Below are 19,597 nucleotides of genomic sequence, written 5' to 3'. Positions count from 1 at the left end.
GGCGCATCTGCGTCCGGATCTTCGCGTGACGGGCTGCGACGTCACCGGGCTATCTGCGTTATAGTGAGGCGGTTTCTCTTTCAGGGAGTGGGTATGAAGCAAATTCGTCTGTTGGCGCAGTACTACGTTGATTTGATGGTCAAGCTGGGACTGGTGCGGTTCTCGCTGCTGCTGGCGTCGGCGCTGGTGGTGCTGGCGATGATCGTCCAGATGGCGGTCACGATGGTACTGCGGGGCCATGTTGAGAGTATCGACGTGGTACGTTCGGTCTTTTTCGGGCTGCTGATCACGCCCTGGGCGGTCTATTTCCTGTCGGTGGTGGTCGATCAGCTGGAGGAGTCGCGGCAGCGGCTGGCCCGGCTGGTGGATAAGCTGGAGGAGATGCGTACCCGCGATCTGGAACTTAACCAGCAGATGAAAGAGACCATCACGCAGCTGAATCAGGAGATCAGCGACCGTAAAAAAGCGGAGCTGGCGCGTGAACAGGTGATGGACAAGCTGCGTGAAGAGGTGACGCGTCGCGAACAGGCGCAGATCGAGCTGGAACAGCAATCCTCTTTCCTGCGCTCCTTCCTGGATGCCTCGCCGGACCTGGTGTTCTATCGCAACATCGACAAACAGTTCTCCGGCTGTAACCGGGCGATGGAGCTGCTGACCGGCAAAAGCGAAAAACAGCTGATTGGCCTGACGCCGCGTGACATCTACGATGATGAAGCGGCGACCAAGGTGCTGGAGACGGATGAGAAGGTGTTCCGCCATAACGTCTCGCTGACCTATGAACAGTGGCTGCAATATCCCGACGGCCGCAAAGCCTGTTTTGAGATCCGTAAAGTGCCCTATTACGACCGCGTCGGTAAGCGCAGCGGGCTGATGGGCTTTGGCCGCGATATAACCGAGCGTAAGCGCTATCAGGACGCGTTAGAGAACGCCAGCCGGGAAAAGACCACCTTTATCTCAACGATCAGCCACGAGCTTCGTACGCCGCTTAATGGCATTGTCGGCCTGAGCCGGATTCTGCTGGACACCGATCTGAATCAGGAGCAGCTCAAATACCTGAAAACCATCCATGTCTCGGCCATCACGCTGGGCAACATCTTCAACGATGTGATTGAGGTGGACAAGATTGAACGCCGTAAAGTGCAGCTGGATAACCAGCCGCTCGATTTCACCGGCTTCCTCGCCGATTTAGAAAATCTCTCCGGTCTGCTGGCGCAGCCTAAAGGGCTGAAGTTTGTGCTCGCGCCGCAGCTGCCCCTGCCGCACATGATCGCCACTGACGGCACACGCCTGCGTCAGATTCTGTGGAACCTGATTGGCAACGCGGTGAAGTTCACCCAGCAGGGGGAGATCCTGGTGCGGGTGGCCTACGAGCAGGATGAGACCCTGCGCTTCGAGGTGCAGGATTCCGGTATGGGGATCCCGCAGGATGAGCAGGATAAGATCTTTGCGATGTACTATCAGGTCAAAGATCAGCACGGCGGTAAACCGGCGACCGGCACCGGCATCGGACTGGCGGTGTCCCGCCGTCTGGCGCAGGCGATGGGCGGCGATATTCGTGTTCACAGCGCGCCAGGGCAGGGCTCCTGCTTTACCGTCGAGATCCACGCGCCGCGCATTGCGGAAGAGGTGGAAAACGAAGGCGTGGAGGACAGCCTGCCGCTACCGGCCCTGCACGTCCTGCTGGTTGAGGATATTGAGCTGAACGTCATCGTGGCGCGTTCGGTCCTGGAGAAGCTGGGCTGCAGCGTCGAGGTCGCCATGACCGGCCAGGCGGCGCTGGCGATGTTTGACCCGCTGGAGTTTGATCTGGTGCTGCTGGACATTCAGCTGCCGGATATGACCGGGCTGGATGTCTCACGCGCTATTCGCCAGCAGTATCAGGGCACCCATCTCCCACCGCTGGTGGCGCTCACCGCCAACGTCCTCAAAGACAAAAAAGAGTATTTCGACGCGGGCATGGATGATGTGCTCAGCAAGCCTCTGGCGGTTCCGGCACTGACGGCGATGATCAAAAAGTACTGGGATTATCAGTCTGAACCGGAAGAGGAGACCTCTGCCGGGCGCGATGATAAAACTCTGATGCTGCTGGATGTCGCGATGCTTGAACAGTATATCGAGCTGGTTGGACCGGGCCTGATCACCCAGAGCCTGACGATGTTCGAAAAAATGATGCCGGATTACCTGGCCGTGCTGGAATCCAACCTGATGGCGCGGGATCAGAAAGGGATCGCCGAAGAGGGCCACAAAATCAAAGGCGCGGCGGGTTCAGTGGGACTGCAGCGGTTACAGATGCTGGCGAAACAGATTCAGAGTCCGGAGCTGCCGGCGTGGTGGGACAACGTGACGGAGTGGATTGATGAGCTGAAGCACGAGTGGCGACACGATGTGCAGGTATTGCGCGACTGGGTGGCAGGACAGGAACGCTGATACGCCAGAAAAAAATGACCCCAGCCGAGGCCGGGGTGCGCGAATACTGCGCCAACACCAGGGAAATCATTGCGGCCGCTATGATCTGAATAATTAATGCAGCCGCAGGGTATTGGTTAACACTGTCATCACCTTAGCAAATCCCTCTTCACATGCGACAAGATTCATTAAAAATTGTGATATTGAGCAGCGTTTAAATACAGAAAACATTAATTTGGCAACACAGTCAAGTAAGGAATCAATTTACGTGCTGCATTGCTGAAAAAATAGCCATTTTTGCCCTTTTTCGGGTAGTTTTAACGCGCCTGTGAAGGCGAAGCGCGCCGCAGAGGCTATCGGTGACGTCACCGTTAACACCGGCATCACCGGCAGCGCTAAGGCGCTGATATTGCAAGTAAGCGCCCCGAAATGACACGAATAATTCAAAACCATCCGGAATGGTAAAAAAGAATCTGATGCTTTCTCTTTTTATCCGGATGACTTAAGGACAATTACTGAGCGAAAACAGGACCAGCGCAAAGACGACTGTCGCCGTTAAGCGCTGTTTATTTAAACGTTATAACGATAATTCTGATTAATATATAGACCGTAAAAGGATCAGAAAAAAATGAAAGTTAAGCAGAGTGAATCATTTTAACCGGCGCTTATTATCCATTATTAAGTGTTTATCTGGAAAGCAAACGCGAGGCCGTGAGGAATGGAACCGATTCCTTTTTGCCGGAAGTCCTTGAACTATTTCGAACTGTTGCAGCATGTTGATGCAAAATGATTGAATAAAGTCTGGAAACGGCCGGCTGAATTCCAGCAAAATTCGTAAAAAGCCCGTTAACGGGGCAGTGATTACATGTGTGATTGATTAACGTCTGAAACAGGTATGGGAAGATTGCATGAACAAGCATAAAGGAAGCATCGGACAGCGTGTCAGACGGATCGTGGGCCGTATTGTACTGGTCTGGCTGGGCCTCTGGCTGGCGGGAATTTTACTCTTTGCCTTCCTGCCGGTTCCGTTCTCCGCGGTGATGGCGGAACGGCAGATCGGGGCCTGGCTGCGCGGTGATTTTAGTTATGTCGCCCATTCAGACTGGGTCGGGCATGATGCGATCTCACCCTGGATGGGGCTGGCCGTCATCGCCTCGGAAGACCAGAAGTTTCCCACCCACTGGGGGTTTGATGTGGCGGCGATTGAGTCGGTGCTGGACAGGAAGGAGAGCCAGATGCGTGGCGCCTCCACGCTGTCACAGCAGACGGCGAAGAATCTCTTTCTGTGGGATGGGCGTAGCTGGTTGCGGAAAGGGCTGGAAGCGGGTCTGACGGTGGGGCTGGAAACGGTCTGGACGAAACGGCGCATTCTGACCGTCTATCTCAACATTGCCGAGTTCGGGCCGGGGATCTTTGGCGTCGAGGCGGCATCGCAGCGCTACTTCCACAAGCCAGCCAGCCGGCTGACGGCGGCAGACGCGGCGCTGCTGGCGGCGGTGCTGCCTAACCCAATTCGCTACCGTGCGGCGGCGCCCTCCGGCTATGTCAGAGAGCGGCAGCAGTGGATCCTGCGTCAGATGCGTCAGCTGGGCGGCGAGGGCTTTTTACAGCGTAATCAGCTCGACTAAGCCTTAATCTTCATCGAAGCCCGCTTCGAACAGTTCGATGACCGCCGCCAGCGCCGGGACTTCTTCCGGGCCGCTGGCTTCGATCTCAATATGCCCGCCTTTGGCCGAGTCGAGCATCAGCAGCGCAATCACGCTGCTGGCTTCGGCTTCGGTGCCCGCCTCGTTACGCAGCAGCACGTCGGCGTCAAAGCTCTGCACCAGCTCAAAGAGCTTCATTGCCGGACGGGCGTGCATACCCAGCTTATTCCTGATTTCTACAGTTTGTCTGACGGTCATGATTTGCGCTTTTCCAGCGTGCGATGGCGTGACTGTACATTCTTACCGCGTGAACGGAAGTAATCGGCCAGCTGCTCGGCAATATAGACGGAGCGATGTTTACCGCCGGTACAGCCAATCGCCACGGTAAGATAGCTACGGTTGTTGGTTTCCAGCATCGGCAGCCAGAGTTCTAAATAGCTGCGCGTCTGGTAGATAAAATTGTGTACTTCGGTGTGGCGATCGAGGAAGGCGGCTACCGGACGATCGAGGCCGGTCATCGGTCGCAGCTTGGGATCCCAGTGTGGATTGGGCAGAAAGCGTACGTCAAACACATAGTCTGCATCAATGGGGATGCCATGCTTGAAGCCGAAGGATTCAAACACCATGGTCAGCTCGCGTTCGCGCTTGCCCAGCAGGCGGGTACGCAGCATCTCGGCCAGCTCATGCACCGACATCTCGGAGGTGTCGATGATCAGGTCGGCGCGGGAGCGCAGCGGCTCCAGCAGATCGCTCTCTTCGTCAATCGCGCTCTCCAGCGACAGGTTCTTGCTGGAAAGCGGGTGCAGACGGCGCGTATCGCTGTAACGCCGAATCAGGGTATTGCGATCGGCGTCGAGAAAAAGCAGCTGCGGTGAAAAGGAGTCGGGCAGATTATTCAGCGCGGTTTCGAAAATTTCAGGGGATTCAGGCATGTTCCGGACATCGATACTGACCGCCGCCGAAATATTGCGCTCAGCCAGCGAGTTCGCTAACTCAGGCAGCAGCACGACCGGCAGGTTGTCGACGCAGTAGAATCCCATATCTTCCAGCGCACGGAGCGCCACTGACTTCCCCGAGCCTGAACGACCGCTAACGATCATCAGCACCATGACCTTCTCTCCCGTTTTAAAACCGGCACCCGGCCGGTAAAGACGCGTTACTGCTCTGTCTGGATTTCCGTAATAATGGCGTAGAGCTCTTCATCACTCTGCGCCGCGCGCAGACGGCGGCAGACCGTTTTATCTGCCAGACGTTTTGCCACCAGTGAAAGGGTGTGCAGGTGCGTTTTGCACTGGTCAGCCGGCACCAGTAAGGCAAACAGCAGATCGACCGGCTGGTTATCGACGGCATCGAACGCAATCGGCTGTTCGAGGCTGATAAAGACCCCGACCGCACGCAGCGTATCCTCTTCCAGCTTGCCGTGAGGAATGGCGATACCGTTGCCGATACCGGTACTGCCCATGCGTTCACGGGTCAGGATCGCTTCAAAAAGCGTCTGGTGCGGCAGGTTGAGCTGCTTTGCGGCCAGTTCGCTGATGATTTCCAGCGCACGTTTTTTGCTCTGGCAGTGTACGCCGCTGCGGGTGCAGTCAGGCGAAAGCACCGTGCTCAATTCCAGTGTAAGATCGTTGTTCATTATCGTTTCACTTGCGAGTTCACCAGGCCATTCACCGCCAGCGCGTCCAGACGCGGGAGACAAACGGCGCCTCTGCTCAGATGACAAAACGGGGCGGATTATCCGCCCCATCCTGTCGGCTCTGCGCGGCAGGCGCGCGTAGCTGGCGTGAAGGTTAGTGTTTTTTCAGTTTATCTTTGTGTTTGGTCAGCTGACGGGCGAGCTTGTCGATCAGCCCGTCAATGGCCGCATACATATCTTCCGCTTCCGATGTGGCGTGCAGCTCGCCACCGTTCACGTGAAGCGTTGCGTCCGCCACCTGAGTGACTTTCTCAACTTTCAGGACAATATAGACCTGATTGATATGTTCGAAATAGTGTTCCAGTTTGGCAAATTTACCGTTGACGAATTCACGCAGAGGTTCGGTGATTTCAACGTGTTGCCCGGTCAGGTTCAGCTGCATAGGTCTTCCTTCTCATTTCTGTCAAACCAGCTGTTTACGCTGGTTCGATGGCGGGATGGACAAAGACTCACGATATTTGGCGACGGTTCGCCGTGCCACCATAATCCCCTGATCAGATAACATGGAGGTCAGTTTACTGTCGCTCAAGGGTTTGGCTGGATTTTCCGCCGAAATTAATTTTTTCACCAGCGCCCGGATCGCCGTCGAAGAGGCTTCACCGCCACCTTCGGTATTGACGTGACTGGAGAAAAAGTACTTCAGTTCGAAGATCCCCCGCGGGCTGTGCAGATACTTCTGCGTCGTCACACGGGAAATGGTCGACTCGTGCATCTCAACGGCCTGGGCGATATCGGCCAGCACCATCGGACGCATAAACTCTTCACCCTGCTCGAAAAACGCCTGCTGCTGTTCAACGATACAGCGCGTCACCTTCAGCAGCGTATCGTTGCGGCTCTCCAGGCTCTTGATCAGCCAGCGCGCTTCCTGCAGATTACTGCGGATGAACTGGCTGTCGCTTTCGTTGCGCGTGGCGCCACCCATCGCGGCATAGTGCTGGTTGATCTTCAGGCGCGGCACGCTGTCGGCGTTCAGTTCAACCGTCCAGCGGCTGCCGACCTTGCGCACCAGCACGTCGGGAATGACATACTCCGGTTCGCCGGTGTTAATCGACTGGCCCGGACGCGGATCCAGCGACTGAATCAGCAGCATCGCCTCTTTCAGCACCTCTTCCTTCAGGCGCGTCACCCGCATCAGGCTGCGAAAATCGTGATTCGCCAGCAGGTCAAGATGTTCGCCGACGATCAGGCGCGCCTCTGCCAGCATCGGCGTTTCGGGCGCATACTGCGAAAGCTGCACCAGCAGACAGTCACGCAGGTCGCGCGCGCCGACGCCGATCGGGTCGAAGCGCTGGATGCGTTTCAGCACCGCTTCCACTTCATCCACTTCCAGCTCGTCGTTGCCGATGCTGTCCAGGATCTCTTCAAGCGAAACGGTAAGATACCCGGTGTCATCGATAGCGTCGACGATAGAGGTCGCAATCGCGCGATCGGTGTCACTGAACGGCGTCAGCCCGACCTGCCACATCAGATAATCCTGCAGGGACTGGGTGGTCTCGCCCTGATAGACCGGTAACTCATCATCCTGATAGTCGGTGCCGGTGCCTGACGGCGTGCCAGCCGTGTAGATCTCATCCCAGGTGGCATCCAGCGGCAGTTCATCGGGCATCTCTTTCTGCTCAAGGGCTTCGCGGGTGTCCAGCGCCTCGGCCTCGGACGATTCCCGGGCGTCGATCTCTTCGTGCAGTTCGGTCTGCTCAAGCAGCGGATTGCTTTCCAGTGCAAGCTGTAACTCCTGCTGGAGTTCAAGCGTAGAGAGCTGCAGCAGACGAATGGCCTGCTGCAGTTGTGGCGTCATTGCCAGCTGTTGGCTGAACCTGAGTTGTAAACCTTGCTTCATAGACAGGATGGTAGTTCCCAGGTAAACATCAGTATTAACGACACCTTATCAGAGTCTGAACTCTTCACCCAAATAAACCCGCTTCACCTGCTCATCGGCGAGGATTTCGTTCGGGGTTCCGTGCGCAATCAGGTGGCCCTGGCTGACGATGTAAGCCCGCTCACAGACCGCTAAGGTTTCACGCACGTTGTGGTCGGTGATCAGCACGCCCAGGCCGCTGTCACGCAGATGCTCGATGATCTTTTTGATGTCGATAACGGAGATCGGGTCAACACCAGCAAAGGGCTCATCCAGCAGGATAAACTTCGGGTTGGCCGCCAGCGCACGCGCGATCTCAACACGACGGCGTTCACCGCCCGACAGCGCCTGGCCCATGCTGTCGCGCAGGTGTTCGATGTGGAACTCTTCCATCAGTTCGCGGGCGCGATCCTGACGCTGCTCTTCCGTCAGATCGTCGCGGATCTGCAGGACGGCCATCAGGTTATCGTAGACGCTCAGGCGACGGAAAATAGAGGCTTCCTGCGGCAGATAGCCGATGCCGCGACGTGCGCGGGCGTGCAGTGGCAGGATGCTGATATCTTCATCATCGATGACAATACGACCCGCGTCGCGGGGCACGATCCCCACCACCATGTAAAAGGTGGTGGTCTTACCGGCACCGTTCGGGCCCAGCAGGCCGACAATCTCGCCGGACTTTACCTGCAGACTGACATCTTCTACCACGCGACGGCCTTTATAGGCCTTCGCCAGGTTTTCTGCGATTAATGTGGCCATAGCTATCAGTTACTCTTCTTTCCGCTGGTGGACGAACCTTTATCCTGAAGTTGCGACGGCACCAGGACGGTGGTGACGCGCTTGTTCTGGCCCTGGCTGTAAGCCTGCATTTTCTGCTCTTTCACCAGGTAGGTAATACGATCGCCTTTGATGTTGCTGTCCTGCTGCTCAATGAACGCATTGCCGGTCAGTTCAACGAAGTCATTAGCCAGTTCGTAGTGCAGTTTGGCGGCGTGACCCTGCACTGGCTTGCCGCTGTCCTGCATCTGATAGAAGGTCGCGGGGTTGCCGTAGGCGTCGACGATGGTCTTCTTGCTGTCGCCACCCGGACGGGTCACCACGACTTTATCGGCCGTGATTTTAATGGAGCCCTGGGTCACGATGACATTGCCGGTAAAGGTCGCGACGTTGCCCTGCAGGTCCAGCGCCTGATTCTGCGAGTCAATGTTTACGGGCTTGTCCGAGTCACCGGTCAGGGCCAGCGCGGGAACGCTGGTTGCCAGCAGTACCGAGGCCAGCAGGAGCTTCAGGCTATTTTTGTTCATTTTGAATTTCATAAGAGGTTTTGACCTTCTCGATTAACTCGGCGTTTTTCGTCCGTAAATTGCCGCGCATTTTCATGCCAGTGGAGTTAAAGCTGCGGCCATACAATGTCACCTGATCATCAGAGGTAACGTCCTGAGTGACAAGATTGATCTGCGCATTATCGGTTTTAATGCGTTCAAGCTGAGAATCCTGCGTCAGGGTATTCAGCTCAACATGGCCATAAAGATAAAGCATACGATCTTTGGTGAGCTTTGCTTTATCTGCCCGTAGCGACCAGGTCGGGATTTTGTTCTCATCAAAGGTGGTCATTACCGGATTGTCGAACCAGCTCAGCTCGTCGTCCGAGAAATAGGTCACTTTGTCCGAGGTCAGTTTATAGGACAGCGCGCCCTGCGGGTTATAAACCACAGTGTGTGAATCGGCACTGGTATAGGTCGGTGACTGCGTGCTATTGCCGACCGGCGTGCCATCGTCATCCTGGTTAGTAAGATTCCAGCCGATCAAAACCAGTGCAATCAAGGTCAGAATCAGCGTTATCCAACGCCTGCTTTTACTCATACTGATTGCCCTTTGGCATCCTCAAATTTGTTCTGCGCCATTAAGATCAGATCACACACTTCACGTACCGCGCCGCGTCCGCCGGCGATCCGCGTAACATAGTGCGCGCGCGGCAGCAGAATCGGATGTGCATCCGCCACCGCCACGCTTAATCCTGCTTTCGCCATTACCGGCCAGTCGATCAGATCGTCACCGATGTAGGCGACCTGGTCGTCGGAAAGAGACAGTTTATCCAGAAGTTCACGATAGGCCAAAAGCTTATCCGATTGTCCCTGATAAAGATGGCGGATGCCGAGCGTTTTGCAGCGATCTTCCATCAGTCGGGCATTGCGGCCGGTAATAATAGCCACTTCCACATCAGAGGTCAGCAGGCAGCGGACGCCGTAGCCATCCCGCACGTTGAATGCCTTTAACTCTTCGCCATTGTTCCCCATGTAGATCACGCCGTCGGACATCACGCCATCGACGTCGCAGATCAGCAGACGGATCTGGCTGGCGCGCGCCATCACCTCGGCGCTGACCGGGCCGTAGCAGGTATCAATCGGGGAGGTTGCCTGTTGCATTTTCTCTTCCTGTTCAGACTACGCCAGCGCGCAGCATGTCATGCATATGTACCACGCCGAGCAGATGGTCGTCATCGGCCACCAGAATCGAGGTAATGTTTTTTGTCTGCATCAGATTCAGCGCTTCAACCGCCAGCATGTTCGGCCGGACGCGAATGCCGCCAGGCGTCATCACTTCACCAATGGTGGCACGCTGAAAATCGATGCCCATATCAAAGATGCGGCGCAGGTCACCATCGGTAAAGATCCCCTCAATTTTCATCAGGCCGTCGACGATCACCGTCAGGCCCAGATTCTTGCGGGTGATCTCCAGCAGCGCATCACGCAGAGAGGCGTCGCGGGTGACGTGCGGCAGTTCATCGCCGCTGTGCATAATATCCGCCACATGCAGCAGCAGCTTGCGGCCCAGCGCGCCACCGGGGTGGGAGAGGGCAAAATCTTCTGCCGTGAATCCGCGCGCTTCCAGCAGCGACACCGCCAGCGCATCGCCCATCACCAGGGTCGCCGTGGTGCTGGTGGTCGGGGCTAGGCCCAGCGGGCAGGCTTCCTGGGGGACGTGCACGCAGAGATGCACATCCGCCACCCGGCCCATCGCGCTTTCGGGCCGCCCGGTTATGCAGATCAGTGCGATGTGCTGACGCTTTAACACCGGGATCAGGGCAAGGATCTCATTCGACTCTCCGCTGTTGGAGATGGCGATCACCACATCATTTCTGCTCACCATGCCCAGGTCGCCATGGCTGGCTTCCGCCGGATGAACGAAGAAGGCGGGCGTGCCGGTGCTGGCGAAGGTCGCCGCCATTTTTTTACCGATATGGCCAGACTTCCCCATGCCCATCACCACCACTTTACCCTGGCAGCCGTAGATCAGGGCGCAGGCGCGGGCGAAATCGTCATTGATATATTGATCGAGCTGTTCCAGTCCTTCACGCTCGATGCGGAGCACGGTCTTGCCCGCTTGCTGAAAATCAAAGGCCGTTGGTTGCTGATATGACATAGTGAGTCTGTCCTTGTTAACCGTTCATGAATGCCGGCTGTATCCACAGCAGCGTCACCCAGACGAAGAAACCACAGAATAAAATCAGGCCCGCCGTCCGGCCTACCCGTCGGCGACGAAGCAGGCAGAGCAGGGCAAACAGTGCGCTGACGCCCAGCATCACCCAGTAATCGCGGGCAAAGGCATGATAATCGACGCTGCCCGGATGAATCAGTGCCGGCAGTCCCAGCACGATGGCAATATTATAAATGTTGGCACCGATCAGGTTGCCGATCGCAATATCATCTTCGCCTTTCAGCGCGCCAGCAAGCACCGTGGCCAGCTCGGGCAGGCTGGTGCCCACGGCGATCAGGGTCAGGCCCATCACCAGTTCGCTGACGCCAAAGTAGTCGGCAAAGGCCGTGGCGTTGTCGATCACCATCCGCGTCGACATCGGCAGAATAATCAGCGCCACCGCCAGCCACAGAAAGGCCACCGTGTTGCCGCTCTCTTCGCGTGGCAGTTCAGCCAGCTGCTCGCGCGTCAGGGTGTCGTTGTTGTCCTGCTCCGCTTTACGCGCGATGCGAATCACCACCATCAGATAAATAGCGGCAATCGCGATCAGGCCAATTCCATCAAGTCGGCTAAGCTGATTGTCAAACAGCATGAAACCGCTGAGCAGGGTGACCAGTAACATCAACGGCAGCTCACGGCGAATCAGATTGGAGTGAACGCTGAGCGGATGTATTAGCGCAGCGGCACCCAAAATCAGTAGAATGTTGGTAATGTTCGAGCCCAGCGCGGTGCCCACTGCCAGATCCATCTGGCCATGCTGCGCCGCTGAAAAGGAGAGGATCATCTCTGGCAGCGAGGTGCCGATGCTGACGACGGTCATGCCGATAATCAGTGGCGGAATGCCAAATGAACGACACAATATAGAGGCGCTAAACACCAGACGATCGGCACCATAAGCCAGTAAAAGCAAACCGATAATCAGCAGTGCAGAAGCTACGAACATGAAAAATCCTTGCATTAAAACCCGGGCCGGCAATGCCTTTCCCGACCGGTTTACGGTTCTGTTTGGCGAGACAGGCGCTGATTTTGACCGTCTGAACGGCAAAAGTAAATTTAATGACCATTTTCGGCAAATCTTAGCGGTAAGTTTCTGTAAAGCTATCGTGAATCATGACCGAACAGGCTACCATCGTACCCCATGTTTACGCCCGATCCTGACAAGAGGTGACAATGATCCAGCAGCAAACGAATCTGGTTGAGGTTCGTGGCGTGAGTTTTTCGCGCGGAGATCGCACAATCTTCGATGACATTTCGCTGACCGTGCCAAAAGGCAAAGTGACGGCGATTATGGGGCCATCGGGGATAGGAAAAACCACTCTGCTACGCTTGATTGGGGGGCAGCTTCAGCCGACCCAGGGTGAAATCCTGTTTCGTGGCGAAAACATTCCGTCATTATCCCGCGCTAAATTGTATGAAGCGCGCAAGAAAATGAGCATGCTGTTCCAGTCCGGCGCGCTGTTCACGGACCTGACGGTCTATGAAAATGTGGCCTGGCCTCTGCGTGAGCATACGCAGCTCCCTGCGCCGCTGCTGCACAGCACCGTGCTGATGAAGCTGGAGGCGGTGGGCCTGCGTGGCGCCGCGCAGCTGAAACCGGCTGAGCTGTCGGGCGGCATGGCGCGTCGTGTGGCACTGGCGCGTGCTATCGCGCTTGAGCCGGAACTGATCATGTTCGACGAGCCTTTCGTCGGTCAGGATCCCATCACCATGGGCGTGCTGGTTAAGCTTATCGATGAACTGAACCATGCGCTGGGCCTGACCTGCATTGTGGTCTCGCACGACGTACCGGAAGTACTGAGTATCGCGGACTACGCCTATATCGTGGCCGGACAAAAAATTATCGCACAGGGCACCACGCCCGCACTGCGTGAGAATAACGACCCGCGAGTTCGCCAGTTTATCGATGGCGATGCGGATGGTCCGGTTCCCTTCCGTTTTCCTGCCGGCGACTATCTCGCAGAGTTAACCGGCTCAGGGAGTAATTAAACAGATGGTCTTGAAGGCGCTGGCGTCGTTTGGTCGTCAGGGAATTGAAACGTGCGCCAGTTTTGGACGCGCAGGCTTAATGCTGTTTCACGCGCTGGTCGGCAAACCGGCGTTCCGTAAACATGCGCCGCTACTGGTTAAGCAGCTCTATAGCGTAGGCGTGTTGTCGTTACTGATTATTGTGGTCTCGGGCCTGTTTATTGGCATGGTGCTCGGCCTGCAGGGGTACCTGGTGCTGACCACCTACGGGGCCGAAACCAGTCTGGGGATGCTGGTGGCGCTGTCGCTGCTGCGCGAGCTGGGGCCGGTGGTAACCGCGCTGCTGTTTGCCGGACGGGCGGGATCGGCGCTGACGGCCGAAATCGGCCTGATGAAAGCGACCGAGCAGCTCTCCAGCATGGAGATGATGGCGGTGGATCCGCTGCGCCGCGTCGTCTCGCCACGCTTCTGGGCGGGATTTATCAGCATGCCGCTGCTGGCTCTGATCTTTACCGCCGTCGGTATCGCGGGGGGCGCGCTGGTGGGCGTGAGCTGGAAGGGCATTGATCCGGGCTTCTTCTGGTCAGCCATGCAGAACGCGGTCGATTTCCGGACTGACGTGGTTAACTGCATTATCAAAAGCGCCGTATTTGCCGTCACGGTGACCTGGATTGCCCTCTTTAATGGCTATGACGCGATTCCCACTTCTGAAGGGATCAGTCGCGCGACGACGCGTACCGTAGTACATGCTTCACTGGCGGTGCTCGGGTTGGATTTTGTGCTGACAGCACTGATGTTTGGGAATTGATGCAATGCAAAGCAAAAAAAGCGAAATCTGGGTTGGCATTTTTATGATCATGGCGTTGATCGCCGCACTGTTTCTCTGTCTGCGCGTCGCCGATCTGAAGTCGATGGGCACCGAGCCGACGTGGAAACTCTACGCGACCTTCGACAACATCGGCGGCCTGAAAGTGAGTTCGCCGGTGAAAATCGGCGGCGTCGTGATTGGCCGGGTGACGGACATCGAACTGGAGCCAAAAACGCTGCTGCCACGGGTGACCATGGACATCAGCGATCAGTATGCCGATAAAATTTCCGATACCAGCTCGCTGGCGATCCGCACCCAGGGCCTGCTGGGTGAGCAGTTCCTGTCGCTCAACTTAGGATTTGACGATCCTGAGCTGGGCTCGGCGATGCTGAAAGATGGCGATACGCTGCGCGATACGAAATCAGCCATGGTGCTTGAAGATTTGATCGGCCAGTTCCTTTATAAGAGCGGCGATAACAAGCAAAACAGCGACAACAAGGATGCGCAGGAAGGCAGCAGTGCTGCGCCTGCGGCACCGGCTCAACCTTAAAGAAGAGGGTATACCATGTTTAAACGTTTACTGATGATTGCCATGCTGGTGGTGGCCGTGCCGCTGACGGCAACCGCCGCTGACCAGAGCAATCCTTACAAACTGATGAACCAGGCGGCGGAGAAAACCTTTACCCGTCTGAAGAACGAGCAGCCGAAAATTAAGCAGAACCCTAACTATCTGCGTGAGATTGTCCGTCAGGAACTGCTGCCCTATGTGCAGATCAAATATGCCGGCGCGTTAGTGCTGGGTCGCTACTACCGTGACTCCACACCGGCTCAGCGTGAAGCCTATTTCAGCGCCTTTGCGGACTATCTGGCGCAGGCTTACGGTCAGGCTCTGGCCCTCTACAACGGGCAGAGCTATCAGGTGCAGCCTGAACAGCCGCTGGGCGATGCCAACATTGTCGCCATCCGCGTCTCCATCATCGATCCTAACGGCCGTCCGCCGGTTCGCCTCGACTTCCAGTGGCGTAAAAACAGCCAGAGCGGAAACTGGCAGGCGTATGACATGATCGCCGAAGGCGTCAGCATGATCACCACCAAGCAGAATGAGTGGAGCGACCTGTTGCGCACCAAAGGTATTGATGGTCTGACGGCGCAGCTGAAATCCTCTGCCGCTCAGCCTATCACGCTGGATAAACAACAATAATGCACGAATCGTTACGCTGGGAGCGGGAAGCCAGCACGCTGCTGCTGAAAGGCGAACTGGATCGCGACACGCTGATGGGGCTCTGGCAGCAGCGTGAGACCCTGATCCGGGATGTCGACACCATCGACGTTGCGGCGCTGGATCGCGTTGACTCCTCCGGGCTGGCTCTGCTGGTGCACCTGCGGGAAATTGCGCGTGCCCAGGGGATTACGCCACGCTTTACGGGCATCAGCGACAAACTGCAGTCGCTGATTACGCTTTACAATCTGCAACAGATTATTGTTTCTGCGGATAAAAGCGCCTGATTTCCGCCTGTTATGCTAAGCCCCTGTTTTTGACAGGGGCTTTTGCGTATTTAAGAGTCAGCCGCTTTCCTCTACTATGTCAGCCTTATTATTATTAAGCGAAGTTAAGACCAATGGAAAACAGTGAAATTCAGGCCGTGCTGATGGCAGCACTGCCTTTAGACGAAGTGCATGTGATGAGCAATGACGGCAGCCATTTTCAGGTCATCGCCGTTGGCGAACTGTTTGGTGAGCTGAGCCGCGTGAAAAAACAGCAGGCTGTCTATGCGCCGCTGATGGAATTCATCGCCGATAACCGCATGCATGCTGTCTCTATCAAAACCTATACTCCCGCTGAATGGGCGCGTGACCGTAAACTCAACGGTTTCTGATCCCCGGCGGGGTGAACTCGCGGTCAGCGAGTCCAATCTTTAGCTAGTTAATTGAGAGCCGTGTTAATGGACAAATTTCGTGTGCAAGGCCCCACCCGCTTAAGTGGTGAAGTAACCATTTCCGGGGCGAAGAACGCCGCGCTTCCTATTCTGTTTGCTGCCCTGCTGGCCGAAGAGCCGGTAGAGATTCAGAACGTACCAAAACTGCGCGACATCGATACCACCATGAAGCTGCTGAGCCAGCTGGGTGCGAAGGTGGAACGCAACGGTTCTGTGCACGTCGATGCCAGCGCGGTCGATGTTTTCTGTGCGCCTTACGATCTGGTTAAAACCATGCGTGCCTCTATCTGGGCGCTGGGGCCGCTGGTGGCACGTTTTGGTCAGGGTCAGGTTTCCCTGCCGGGTGGCTGCGCGATCGGCGCACGTCCGGTTGACCTGCACATTACCGGTCTTGAACAACTGGGTGCAGAGATCAAGCTGGAAGAGGGCTACGTGAAAGCCTCCGTCAATGGCCGCCTGAAGGGCGCGCTGATTGTGATGGATAAGATCAGCGTGGGCGCCACCGTCACTATCATGAGTGCGGCGACGCTGGCGACCGGTACGACCGTGATCGAGAATGCGGCGCGTGAGCCGGAAATTGTCGATACCGCGAATTTCCTGAATACCCTGGGTGCGAAAATCAGCGGCGCAGGCAGCGACAAAATCACCATCGAAGGCGTCGAGCGTCTGGGTGGCGGTGTCTATCGCGTACTGCCCGACCGTATCGAAACCGGCACCTTCCTGATCGCGGCAGCCATCTCGGGCGGCAAAGTGGTCTGTCACAAAACCCAGCCGGATACGCTGGATGCGGTGCTGGCTAAGCTGCGCGATGCGGGTGCCGATATCGAAACCGGAGAAGACTGGATCAGTCTGGATATGCACGGCAAGCGGCCAAAAGCGGTCAACGTGCGCACCGCACCGCATCCGGGTTTCCCGACCGACATGCAGGCGCAGTTCACCCTGCTGAACATGGTGGCCGAAGGCACAGGCGTGATCACCGAAACCATCTTCGAAAACCGTTTCATGCATATCCCGGAACTGATTCGTATGGGCGGACATGCTGAGATCGAAAGCAACACCGCGATCTGCCACGGCGTTGAAACCCTGTCGGGCGCGCAGGTGATGGCAACCGATCTGCGCGCGTCAGCCAGCCTGGTGCTGGCGGGTTGTATCGCAGAAGGCACGACGTTCGTCGACCGCATCTATCATATCGATCGTGGCTATGAGCACATCGAAGATAAGCTGAAAGCGATGGGCGCGAATATCGAGCGCGTCAGCGAAGAGTAATCCCGCTGAAACGCTGAAGAGCCAGCCCTCCGGGGCTGGTTTTTTTTCGCCTGAGGATCGTCAGGGATCTCAGACGCTGCCGGAACGATCGACAGGCGTCCGGATACGTTTTTTGCGATCCAGCAGGCAGTGGGTCTCCGGATCGTAATAGCGGCTGGGCCAGATCTCGCCGGGATGGACGTTGATCGCGTCGGCGATCAGCCATTCTCCCTTGGGCCAGGGGCGCGTCAGCGCATTCGCCAGCGTGGATGAACTCAGGCCGGCTGCGCGGGACAGCGCCGCCAGCGTCATTCCCCGCTTATGCAGCGCCGCGATAACATCAGCCGGATGCCAGTCTTCCTTTCGTTTTTGCATAACCTGTCTCCTTTTCCCTGTCATGACGCCATCCGGCAGTACGCCGGATGGCTTTTCCTGTTATCTGGAAATATGACTTTTTTATAGCAAATAATTTCCGGTAGTTTCCAGTAATATTTGCCTCCGCTGTCCGGTCTGTGTGGCCGTGCGCAAAAGGGATGCAACCGCAGAGCGGTAACAGAGAAAAGTGGGAGAAGGGCAATAAAAACGGAGCCGGGCGGCTCCGTCAGAGGATTAAAAGTCGCGCTGCACGGACATGTGTGCCAGCGACTCCAGCGCGCTGCGCCAGGGGGATTCAGGCAGGATACGCAACGCCTCAATGGCTTTATCCGCCTCCTGCTCGGCGCGGCTGCGCGTCCACTCCAGCGACCCGCACTGGTGCATCGCCTCCAGCACCGGCTCCAGCAGATGACGGCCATTGCCCTGTTCGATCGCTTCCCGGATCATCTTCGCCTGCTCAGGCGTGCCGTGCTGCATTGCATGCAGCAGAGGCAGTGTCGGTTTGCCTTCGCTCAGGTCATCGCCGGTGTTTTTACCGAGCGTCTCGCCGTCTGCGCTGTAATCCAGTAAATCGTCGATTAACTGGAAAGCGGTACCCAGATAGCGCCCATAATCCTGCAGGGCTTTTTCCGCTTCCGGGGTGGCGTCAGCCAGGATCGCAGAGGCCTGGGAGGCCGCTTCAAACAGGCGCGCGGTCTTGCTGTAGATGACGCGCATGTAGCTCTCTTCGGTGATATCCGGGTCGTTCACGTTCATCAGCTGCAGGACTTCGCCCTCAGCGATCACGTTTACCGCTTCGGACATCAGCGCCAGGATACGCAGCGACCCCATGCTGGTCATCATCTGGAAGGCGCGGGTGTAAATAAAGTCACCGACCAGCACGCTTGCCGCATTGCCAAACGCCGCGTTCGCGGTCGCTTTGCCACGACGCATATCGGATTCATCCACGACATCGTCATGCAGCAGCGTGGCGGTGTGGATAAATTCGATCAGCGCCGCATTGGTCACGTGCAGATCGCCCTTGTAGCCCATGGCGCGTGCGGATAGCACGGCAATCATGGGACGGATACGCTTGCCTCCACCACTGATGATGTAGTAGCCCAACTGGTTGATGAGCGAGACATCTGAATTCAGCTGGTCGAGGATGGTCTGGTTAACGGCAGCCATATCCTGTGCGGTTAATTCATTAATCTGTTCTAAGTTCATTCGTCTTTTCAGCTATGACTCGTTATCTCTGCCATGGTAAGTGGTTTACCCAGCCAGCGTTCAGGTAATCTGTTACTGATTGTACTTGAATTTTGTGGCTGAGAAACGGTTGCATTTACCCTGTGTTTTTTTTCTGCAAGAGTGTGCAAAGTGCTCTTGTCTTCTTCTGGAGTTTTGCGTAGAATTCGCGCCCTATTGTGAATATTTAGCGCGCCGCCTGATGAACTAAAAAAGGCAAGCGCAGAAGCGGAGTTTTATATGTACGCGGTTTTCCAAAGTGGTGGTAAACAACACCGAGTAAGCGAAGGTCAGACCGTTCGCCTGGAAAAGCTGGACATCGCAACCGGTGAAACCATCGAGTTCGACCAGGTTCTGATGATTGCTAATGGCGAAGACGTGAAAATCGGCGCGCCACTGGTTTCAGGCGGTATGATCAAGGCAGAAGTTGTTGCTCACGGTCGTGGCGAGAAAATTAAGATCGTTAAGTTTCGTCGTCGTAAGCACTACCGTAAGCAAGCTGGCCATCGCCAGTGGTTCACTGATGTGAAAATCACTGGTATCACGGCGTAAGAGGAGATCTGACAAATGGCACATAAAAAGGCTGGTGGTTCGACTCGAAATGGTCGTGACTCCAATGCAAAACGTCTGGGTGTTAAGCGTTTCGGTGGCGAATCTGTTCTGGCAGGTAGCATCATCGTTCGTCAGCGTGGCACCAAATTCCACGCTGGTAACAACGTAGGTTGTGGTCGTGACCACACCCTGTTTGCTACCACAGACGGCAAAGTAAAATTCGAAGTTAAAGGTCCGAACAACCGTAAATACATCAGCATCGTTGCTGAGTAAGGTTGTCGTGACGCAGACGTTTAACGTCTGAACGCACGAATTAAAGGCCCCGCAGCTCCTGCGGGGCTTTTTACATTCTGCGCTCTGTTGCGGTAACGCAACGCATCACAAAAGTTTGCTGTACACTTTATGTACGCTCTG

Annotated in this window: 25 protein-coding genes; 12 read left to right on the top strand and 13 right to left on the bottom strand. The window is 56.2% G+C overall.

Annotated features, from left to right (window positions below):
- Positions 1-93 precede the first annotated feature (93 nt).
- Positions 94-2,427: an aerobic respiration two-component sensor histidine kinase ArcB gene (gene arcB, locus J1C59_RS16585; protein WP_128083979.1), complete on the top strand. Its 2,334-nt coding sequence runs from the start codon at positions 94-96 to the stop codon at positions 2,425-2,427.
- Positions 2,428-3,314: 887 nt separating this feature from the next.
- The gene (mtgA, locus tag J1C59_RS16580) at positions 3,315-4,034 is read left to right on the top strand and encodes a monofunctional biosynthetic peptidoglycan transglycosylase (protein ID WP_128083980.1); all 720 of its coding nucleotides are present in this window, start codon (positions 3,315-3,317) and stop codon (positions 4,032-4,034) included.
- Positions 4,035-4,037: 3 nt separating this feature from the next.
- Here mtgA and npr read toward each other — a convergent pair whose 3' ends face one another.
- The 11 genes from npr to J1C59_RS16525 form a co-directional block, all read right to left on the bottom strand.
- Positions 4,038-4,310 (bottom strand): PTS phosphocarrier protein NPr, encoded by a 273-nt coding sequence (gene npr / locus J1C59_RS16575; protein ID WP_128083981.1) that lies wholly within the window; start codon positions 4,308-4,310, stop codon positions 4,038-4,040.
- The gene (rapZ, locus tag J1C59_RS16570; protein ID WP_003851114.1) at positions 4,307-5,161 is read right to left on the bottom strand and encodes an RNase adapter RapZ; all 855 of its coding nucleotides are present in this window, start codon (positions 5,159-5,161) and stop codon (positions 4,307-4,309) included. The genes npr and rapZ overlap by 4 nt, the downstream gene beginning before the upstream one ends.
- A gap of 47 nt (positions 5,162-5,208) precedes the next feature.
- Positions 5,209-5,688, bottom strand: coding sequence for a PTS IIA-like nitrogen regulatory protein PtsN (gene ptsN, locus J1C59_RS16565; RefSeq protein WP_008925405.1), 480 nt, complete (start codon positions 5,686-5,688; stop codon positions 5,209-5,211).
- A 154-nt stretch (positions 5,689-5,842) separates the two neighbouring features.
- Positions 5,843-6,130: a ribosome hibernation promoting factor gene (gene hpf, locus J1C59_RS16560; protein WP_128083982.1), complete on the bottom strand. Its 288-nt coding sequence runs from the start codon at positions 6,128-6,130 to the stop codon at positions 5,843-5,845.
- 21 nt (positions 6,131-6,151) lie between these two features.
- Positions 6,152-7,585 (bottom strand): RNA polymerase factor sigma-54, encoded by a 1,434-nt coding sequence (gene rpoN / locus J1C59_RS16555; RefSeq protein ID WP_128083983.1) that lies wholly within the window; start codon positions 7,583-7,585, stop codon positions 6,152-6,154.
- A gap of 48 nt (positions 7,586-7,633) precedes the next feature.
- Positions 7,634-8,359: an LPS export ABC transporter ATP-binding protein gene (gene lptB, locus J1C59_RS16550; RefSeq protein WP_009092467.1), complete on the bottom strand. Its 726-nt coding sequence runs from the start codon at positions 8,357-8,359 to the stop codon at positions 7,634-7,636.
- 5 nt (positions 8,360-8,364) lie between these two features.
- Positions 8,365-8,916 carry a lipopolysaccharide ABC transporter substrate-binding protein LptA gene (gene lptA, locus J1C59_RS16545; protein WP_111139601.1) on the bottom strand — a complete coding sequence of 184 codons (552 nt, stop codon included), beginning with the start codon at positions 8,914-8,916 and terminating at the stop codon, positions 8,365-8,367.
- Positions 8,891-9,463 carry an LPS export ABC transporter periplasmic protein LptC gene (gene lptC / locus J1C59_RS16540; protein WP_128083985.1) on the bottom strand — a complete coding sequence of 191 codons (573 nt, stop codon included), beginning with the start codon at positions 9,461-9,463 and terminating at the stop codon, positions 8,891-8,893. Before lptC ends, lptA begins: the two co-directional genes overlap by 26 nt.
- A complete protein-coding gene (gene kdsC / locus J1C59_RS16535; protein WP_128083986.1) occupies positions 9,460-10,026 on the bottom strand; it encodes a 3-deoxy-manno-octulosonate-8-phosphatase KdsC in 567 nt (188 codons plus the stop codon). The genes lptC and kdsC overlap by 4 nt, the downstream gene beginning before the upstream one ends.
- A 13-nt stretch (positions 10,027-10,039) precedes the next feature.
- The gene (gene kdsD / locus J1C59_RS16530) at positions 10,040-11,023 is read right to left on the bottom strand and encodes an arabinose-5-phosphate isomerase KdsD (RefSeq protein ID WP_140916837.1); all 984 of its coding nucleotides are present in this window, start codon (positions 11,021-11,023) and stop codon (positions 10,040-10,042) included.
- A gap of 16 nt (positions 11,024-11,039) precedes the next feature.
- A complete protein-coding gene (locus tag J1C59_RS16525; RefSeq protein ID WP_128083987.1) occupies positions 11,040-12,020 on the bottom strand; it encodes a calcium/sodium antiporter in 981 nt (326 codons plus the stop codon).
- Between J1C59_RS16525 and J1C59_RS16520 the strand changes: the two genes are divergently transcribed.
- The 8 genes from J1C59_RS16520 (at position 12,019) to murA (ending at position 17,053) form a co-directional block, all read left to right on the top strand.
- Positions 12,019-12,276 (top strand): hypothetical protein, encoded by a 258-nt coding sequence (locus J1C59_RS16520; protein ID WP_139805861.1) that lies wholly within the window; start codon positions 12,019-12,021, stop codon positions 12,274-12,276. The genes J1C59_RS16525 and J1C59_RS16520 overlap by 2 nt on opposite strands.
- Positions 12,248-13,063 carry a phospholipid ABC transporter ATP-binding protein MlaF gene (mlaF, locus tag J1C59_RS16515; protein WP_128083988.1) on the top strand — a complete coding sequence of 272 codons (816 nt, stop codon included), beginning with the start codon at positions 12,248-12,250 and terminating at the stop codon, positions 13,061-13,063. The genes J1C59_RS16520 and mlaF overlap by 29 nt, the downstream gene beginning before the upstream one ends.
- 4 nt (positions 13,064-13,067) lie before the next feature.
- Complete coding sequence (mlaE, locus tag J1C59_RS16510) at positions 13,068-13,850, top strand: lipid asymmetry maintenance ABC transporter permease subunit MlaE (RefSeq protein WP_128083989.1); 783 nt, start codon at positions 13,068-13,070, stop codon at positions 13,848-13,850.
- Positions 13,851-13,854: 4 nt separating this feature from the next.
- The gene (mlaD, locus tag J1C59_RS16505; protein WP_128083990.1) at positions 13,855-14,400 is read left to right on the top strand and encodes an outer membrane lipid asymmetry maintenance protein MlaD; all 546 of its coding nucleotides are present in this window, start codon (positions 13,855-13,857) and stop codon (positions 14,398-14,400) included.
- A 15-nt stretch (positions 14,401-14,415) separates the two neighbouring features.
- Positions 14,416-15,051 (top strand): phospholipid-binding protein MlaC, encoded by a 636-nt coding sequence (gene mlaC, locus J1C59_RS16500; RefSeq protein WP_128083991.1) that lies wholly within the window; start codon positions 14,416-14,418, stop codon positions 15,049-15,051.
- On the top strand, positions 15,051-15,356 hold the full coding sequence (gene mlaB, locus J1C59_RS16495) for a lipid asymmetry maintenance protein MlaB (RefSeq protein WP_128083992.1): 306 nt from the start codon (positions 15,051-15,053) through the stop codon (positions 15,354-15,356). Before mlaC ends, mlaB begins: the two co-directional genes overlap by 1 nt.
- Positions 15,357-15,469: 113 nt before the next feature.
- Positions 15,470-15,727 carry a BolA family iron metabolism protein IbaG gene (gene ibaG / locus J1C59_RS16490; RefSeq protein WP_003851098.1) on the top strand — a complete coding sequence of 86 codons (258 nt, stop codon included), beginning with the start codon at positions 15,470-15,472 and terminating at the stop codon, positions 15,725-15,727.
- A 66-nt stretch (positions 15,728-15,793) separates the two neighbouring features.
- Entirely contained in the window at positions 15,794-17,053 is a 1,260-nt protein-coding gene (gene murA, locus J1C59_RS16485) for a UDP-N-acetylglucosamine 1-carboxyvinyltransferase (RefSeq protein WP_111139592.1), read from the top strand.
- Positions 17,054-17,122: 69 nt separating this feature from the next.
- Here the strand turns inward: murA and J1C59_RS16480 are convergent, their stop codons facing one another.
- Both J1C59_RS16480 and ispB read right to left on the bottom strand, forming a co-directional pair.
- Positions 17,123-17,407, bottom strand: a complete 285-nt coding sequence (locus tag J1C59_RS16480; RefSeq protein ID WP_140916838.1) for a helix-turn-helix domain-containing protein — start codon at positions 17,405-17,407, stop codon at positions 17,123-17,125.
- A gap of 234 nt (positions 17,408-17,641) precedes the next feature.
- Positions 17,642-18,613, bottom strand: a complete 972-nt coding sequence (gene ispB, locus J1C59_RS16475; RefSeq protein ID WP_140916839.1) for an octaprenyl diphosphate synthase — start codon at positions 18,611-18,613, stop codon at positions 17,642-17,644.
- 258 nt (positions 18,614-18,871) lie between these two features.
- Here ispB and rplU point away from each other — a divergent pair, with 258 nt between their 5' ends.
- Both rplU and rpmA read left to right on the top strand, forming a co-directional pair.
- The gene (rplU, locus tag J1C59_RS16470; RefSeq protein ID WP_008925416.1) at positions 18,872-19,183 is read left to right on the top strand and encodes a 50S ribosomal protein L21; all 312 of its coding nucleotides are present in this window, start codon (positions 18,872-18,874) and stop codon (positions 19,181-19,183) included.
- A gap of 15 nt (positions 19,184-19,198) precedes the next feature.
- On the top strand, positions 19,199-19,456 hold the full coding sequence (gene rpmA / locus J1C59_RS16465) for a 50S ribosomal protein L27 (RefSeq protein WP_063878150.1): 258 nt from the start codon (positions 19,199-19,201) through the stop codon (positions 19,454-19,456).
- The last annotated feature ends 141 nt before the right edge of the window (positions 19,457-19,597 follow it).

Source organism: Pantoea deleyi (assembly GCF_022647325.1).
Taxonomy (GTDB): Bacteria; Pseudomonadota; Gammaproteobacteria; order Enterobacterales; family Enterobacteriaceae; genus Pantoea; species Pantoea deleyi.
This window is presented reverse-complemented; position numbering and strand designations above follow the sequence as displayed.